We start from the raw sequence: 5,337 nt of genomic DNA, 5'->3' as shown, positions 1-5,337 counted from the left end.
TTCTCGAGGGTCTCCCGTAATGCCGCCAGCTAGTTAGCAAGACCAACTGGCCCTTATGGTGGCCCCGTTTCCGTCCGTTCTGCAATGCTGCCTGAGTCTTTCAGGACCGCTGGACAAAACTCATACCTACGCGAAGGACGCGATGTGGGACCCGAGAGGAGATCTGAACTCCGAATTTAACTCGATGGGCCTCGATCAACTTTGTCCTTCTTCGGTATCCAACATCGCGTCCCTTGCGTCCATCGCGGTTCAATAGTCTCTCTTGGCCCGGCCCGGGCCCGGGGGGGAACGTCCGGGGACGGACGTCTCTACAATTGTGGCGTGGGCCGTGCCGGCCCATGGGGTGTGGGCCAGGCTGAACAACGCCACAGCTATTTCTTGAGCTTCAAGAAGTTCTTCATGATCTGCATTCCGTTTTCGGTGAGGATGCTTTCCGGATGGAACTGGACCCCCCAAATGGGAAGCTGCTTGTGGCGGATACCCATGATCTCACCCTCGTCGGTCTCGGCGGTGATCTCGAGAAAATCGGGGACGGTATCACGCTGGATGACCAGCGAATGATAGCGCGTGGCATTGAACGGGTTGGGCATGCCCTCGAACAGGTCTTTGCCGTTATGATGGATCGGTGAGGTTTTTCCGTGCATCATTCGGTAGTTCACGACCACTTTGGCTCCGAAAGTATGGCCGATGCATTGGTGTCCCAGGCAAACCCCGAACACGGGAACTTCGGCGCCGAAGGCGCGAATGATGTCGTTGGAAAGGCCGCTTTCGTTGGGCGAGCAGGGTCCCGGGGAGACCAGGATGCGCTCGGGCTTGAGCGCTCGGGCCTGCTCGATGGTGATCTGGTCGTTGCGATGCACCTGCAATTCCACATTCAGCTCGCCCAGGTATTGGACGAGATTGTAAGTGAATGAATCGTAATTATCGATGACCAGTACCATATCGGAGCAATGTAACGATCATGGAGATTGAGTGCCAACCCCAAAAGGGAACGCCGGATGGCCTAGTCCCGAGGGGCTCCCTCGCGGCATTGGCGTCGGATCCCATCTGTACAGACGGGCTGGAACGGCTACGCCTGCGTATCTATGGCGATCCTGTGACCGCACCGACACTGATCTATCTCCCGGGCGTGCAAGGGGATTGGACCATGATTGGCGCCTTCCGTCAGGCCCTGGGGGAGCGTATTTGTTGGGTGGAAATGACCTATCCTCGGAGCCTGACCTGGTCCCTGGCCGACTACGCCAGGGAAATCGAAGAGGCGTTGGTGGAGCAAGGAGTTCACCGGGGTTGGCTGCTCGGGGAGTCCTTCGGATCTCAGGTGATGTGGGAGTTGGTCAAACGGAGCCCACAGCGATGGCAGGGGCTGATCCTGGCCGGAGGCTTTGTGAAGTATCCTTCGTCCACACTTCTGTCCGCGGCACGCTTCCTTTGCCCCCGAGTTTCGCACCGGCTGCTGCATCGGTGCCTCCCCGCCTACATCCTCTACGCCCATCTGCGGCATTCCGACTCCCCGACGCTGATCGCGGGCGCACGCGATTTTGTGGCTCGCCGGACGGTGGCGGACCAGCAGGCACTGCTGCAGCGTTTACGCCTCATTGCGGAGAATGATCCGCGGCCGTTGGCATCTACCTGTCGAATTCCGCTGCACCATCTGTACGGAGGCTTGGATCCCATCGTGCCCTGGTCGGGTGTGGTCCGATGGCTGAAGCAGCATTGTCCCAGCTTAAGAGCCTCACGGCGCATCTGGATGTCTGACCACACTGTCTTGGCGACCGCTGCCGAGGCTTCCGCAGCGCAGATTCGTCAATGGATGGCCTAGCGGCCTGTCGGACTCTCATTCATGACTCTCGATCGTCGGTTGCATGCGTTTCGATCAGATTAATCTTGCCTCACGGCATCCGGTGAAATACATCCCTTTCAACATATCAGCTCGGACAGTGTTTCTAGCGTCAACGGTTCTCTCGTGGTTCTCCGCGAAGCGTCCCGGTCCAAACACAAGATAGCATGACGAGACTGGCTCAGCTACGCCTGAGTACTGGTCTTTCCCATCAAACCTTGTTGGACGGGAAATCCCAATCGACTTAGGTCAATCGGCGTTGACTGCTCATCCGGGTGTTCGTGTTTTCAACACCAGTGCATAGCATGTCGTCCCCTCTTACAATTTTGCTCATCGATGAGGTTCATAGCAACCGATGGGTAGTCCGTTCGGCCGTGAACATTCGATTTCCCGGCGTTGGGATCGTGGAGGCTCAAGGGGAGGATGAGCTTCGGACTCACTTATTGGAGATGGCGCCGGATTTGATCATCCTCCACTACGACCTCTCCTGGATCAGTGGAGTTCAGCTGGCTCCGATTTTGCGCCTGCGGTGGCCGAAGTGCCCGATGATGATTTACACTGCGACGGCGGAGGCATCGGCCAAGAGAACCGTACGTTTGCAGGGACTGACGGACTGTGAGGTGTGTTCCTGCGCAGACATGAATGCCTTTCTAACAGCGATCTGCGATCGTCTGTCCCGGCTGGGCTGTGGAGAGAGTGGGATTCCGAGTCCGGCAGTGGTTGGACGTTTGTTGCCCGAGGTTCAAACGGCTGTCTGGAAATCTGCGTTGGAAGGTCTCTCCGAAGGGGTATTGGCACTGGAGCTTCCGAGTGGGAGGCCGTTGTATGTGAATCCGGCCTTGGCGAGCTTGTTTGGCTTTGCGCGGGAGGAGATTCTGGGTTTAACGCTAGCTGACTTGCATCCGAAGGATCAGCTCAAGTGGATCGAGGAGTTGCTGGCTGACCCAGCAGTGCTTCCGGGCGAGATGCCCCGGGAGTTTCGCTGCCTGTGCAAGGCGGGGGAGGCGTTTGCGGATGTGCGCTTTCAGCGAGAATCGATTCAGGGCCACGAGTTTGCGCTGCTGTTCTATCAGGATGCGACCGACCGTCGTCTGCAGGAGCGTCGGTTACGGGAATTGGCGGGCAGTTTGCCGGGTGCGGTCCCGAGCGAGGATTTCTGGAGGCAATTGGTAGACAGTGGCAGTGCGGCCTTTGACGAGGAGACCTTCTTCGCTGCGGAACTGGTGGATCGCGACCTCGGGAGCTTCCGCGTTCTCGGGTCGGCTGGTGATGCTCGGTTTCCCTCCGCGGGTGAGCTGCCGGTGGAGGATGAGCCCTGGACGGACCTACTGCGGCGTCGGTTTGTGGGCCATGCGCAGGCGGTGCGGAAGGACTATACGCGGTCCAAGAGCTTGGAGCGATGCCAGGCGGAGGCCTTTCTCGGCCTACCGCTGTCGAATGATCGAGGCGAGGTGATTGGGGTCGTGGGCGTCATTTCGCGACATCCGTTGCGCAAGATTAAGTTCGCAAAGGCGATCCTTCAGATCCACGCCGCCTTGGCGGTGCAGCGTCTGCGACTGCAGGGTGTTTTGGCCGACAAGCGAGGCGGGCATCGAGGGCAAGCCTCATTGCCCGCCTAGCCGGCCGTCGGACTTGGCTAGTCCTTACGGCTCAACGAAGCGCCGACCGAGAAGGCAGCGCCTTCCTTGGTGCTCCGCACCAGGATCTTGCCATGGCTGACCACCGGTGTGGACCAGCACTTGCCTTCCACTGCCTTCGTCCGGGCGAGTTCGGAATATCCCGAGGGATCGGGTTTCACTAAGACTAAGTCGCCGGCATCGCTGAGGGCGAGCAGGGCGCCGTCGACCAGGATCAAGTTTCCGGGGCCGAAACCCGCCTGAGCCCAAACTTCTTTCCCGGTCTCGATCTCAACACACTTCATGGGGCCGGAACCGTATTCTTTGAAGCTGAACATGCCGTAGAGGTGTTTCCCGTACAGCACTGGAGTGCTCCAGTGGTTGCAGATCTTGTTTCCGGTGAGGCGCCAGAGTTCGGTTGCCGACCAGGTGTCCCCTGCCTTCTTGACCCGGACAGCGGAGGAACCGACCCCATAACCGGCGGAGCAATACACGATGTCTCCCGAGACGACGGGCGAGGCTGCCGTGGACACGCTGAACGGAAATTTATGCCGCCACAAAACTTTCCCGGTGGATGGGACTACCGAGACCAGACCTGACTGGGTGAAAAAGATGACTTGGCGATCTCCGGCGATTTCCGTCACGACCGGCGTGGCGTGGGTCATCAAATCGTCCTGACCCTTCCACACCACGTCGCCGGTGAGGCGGTTCAACCCGAGCAGTGCCTGACCTGCGCCGCCGCCGGCGAGGAAGACCAAATCTCCATCCACCACGGGCGAAGCCGCGTTTTGCCAGCGGATATTGGAGCCGCCGTGCTGTTCAGTGAGGCTGCGAGCCCAGACAAGCTTGCCGCTGCTGGCGTCGAGGCAGACCAACTTCAGCTTGAGCGAAATGGCATAGACTTTTCCGTCGACATACGATGGGGTGCTGCGGGGGCCATCTCCGCCCTTGTTGTCGCTGGTTCCCGAGTCGCCGCCACCGTCGTACTTACTGACCTCCAACGGGTAAGACCAGGCTTCCTTTCCGCTGTCGGCATCGAGGGCGACCAGCGTCTCGCGGTTGACACCTTCGACTGACTTGGTGACCAACGTGTACGCTTTGCCTCCGCCCGTGGTGAACGAGCTGAATCCGCTGTTGAGCGGTGTTTTCCAGACTGCTCTGAGTCCCGACGAAGGCCAGCTCTTCGAAATCTTCTCAGTCGTGCTGCCATCGAGATGGCGACCCCGGTATTGGGGCCAATCGCTGGGCTCAGCGACAGCGGATTGATGCCAGGCGATGAGGGCGGTGGTCGCAGCGAGAAAGGTTGTTTTCATGTTATTGCTGGAGCGTTTAGACGGGCAAACTCTAGCCGAATTCACTGCCAGTTGAGCAAGCGGAAAGGGTGAACGGATCGTCCGCTGCGCTCGAGGCTGGGGGAGCGTCCGGGGACAGACGTCTCTACAATTGTAGTGTGGGCCGTCTCGGCCCTTTCTTCCTCAACCGAGGTGCGTGTGCATCAACCGGTTGCTTTTCGTTCCAGCGGGCAGTGCCAGCAAAATAGCCAGCTGTGAAGCTACTCTGGACTAGCTCTGGATAAGCACGGCGATACTCCGCCACTGCTCGCTAACGTGGACTGGTTTCAGTGCCTTAGGCTCATAACCGACAAAGATTATGAAGCCAAGATACCGATTGTATCGACGGGGTGCCAGCGGTCGTTACTACGCCCAGGATCGCACAACGAACAAGCAGGAAAGCCTCGGGACCTCCGACAAAGCCGAGGCAGTTCGGCTGCTCAACGCCAAAAACGAATCCGCCTATCATCCTGGTTTCAACATTCACCTGGCGCGCACCTACCTCTCTGCGGCGGATCCAACCGTTGCCACGCGAACCTGGCAAGACGTGATG

Annotated in this window: 5 protein-coding genes; 3 read left to right on the top strand and 2 right to left on the bottom strand. The window is 59.0% G+C overall.

Annotated features, from left to right (window positions below; genetic code table 11):
- Positions 1-371: 371 nt before the first annotated feature.
- Positions 372-941: an aminodeoxychorismate/anthranilate synthase component II gene (locus JNN07_07590; protein MBL9167589.1), complete on the bottom strand. Its 570-nt coding sequence runs from the start codon at positions 939-941 to the stop codon at positions 372-374.
- A gap of 155 nt (positions 942-1,096) precedes the next feature.
- On the opposite strand from JNN07_07590, the gene JNN07_07585 reads away from it, so the two are divergent.
- Both JNN07_07585 and JNN07_07580 read left to right on the top strand, forming a co-directional pair.
- Complete coding sequence (locus JNN07_07585) at positions 1,097-1,819, top strand: alpha/beta hydrolase (protein ID MBL9167588.1); 723 nt, start codon at positions 1,097-1,099, stop codon at positions 1,817-1,819.
- Positions 1,820-2,142: 323 nt separating this feature from the next.
- Positions 2,143-3,456: a PAS domain-containing protein gene (locus JNN07_07580; GenBank protein MBL9167587.1), complete on the top strand. Its 1,314-nt coding sequence runs from the start codon at positions 2,143-2,145 to the stop codon at positions 3,454-3,456.
- Positions 3,457-3,473: 17 nt separating this feature from the next.
- On the opposite strand, the gene JNN07_07575 is transcribed toward JNN07_07580, so the two are convergent.
- Positions 3,474-4,766 carry a PQQ-binding-like beta-propeller repeat protein gene (locus tag JNN07_07575; GenBank protein MBL9167586.1) on the bottom strand — a complete coding sequence of 431 codons (1,293 nt, stop codon included), beginning with the start codon at positions 4,764-4,766 and terminating at the stop codon, positions 3,474-3,476.
- A 337-nt stretch (positions 4,767-5,103) separates the two neighbouring features.
- On the opposite strand from JNN07_07575, the gene JNN07_07570 reads away from it, so the two are divergent.
- Positions 5,104-5,337: hypothetical protein (locus tag JNN07_07570; GenBank protein ID MBL9167585.1), on the top strand; the 234-nt coding region annotated here is incomplete at its 3' end.

This window comes from Verrucomicrobiales bacterium (assembly GCA_016793885.1).
Lineage (GTDB): Bacteria > Verrucomicrobiota > Verrucomicrobiia > Limisphaerales > UBA11320 > UBA11320.
This window is presented reverse-complemented; position numbering and strand designations above follow the sequence as displayed.

Excerpts from the sequence above, each read along its gene's own strand:
- JNN07_07575 (MBL9167586.1), bottom strand. The coding sequence starts at position 4,766 with ATGAAAACAACCTTTCTCGCTGCGACCACCGCCCTCATCGCCTGGCAT.
- JNN07_07580 (MBL9167587.1), top strand. The coding sequence starts at position 2,143 with ATGTCGTCCCCTCTTACAATTTTGCTCATCGATGAGGTTCATAGCAAC.
- JNN07_07590 (MBL9167589.1), bottom strand. The coding sequence starts at position 941 with ATGGTACTGGTCATCGATAATTACGATTCATTCACTTACAATCTCGTC.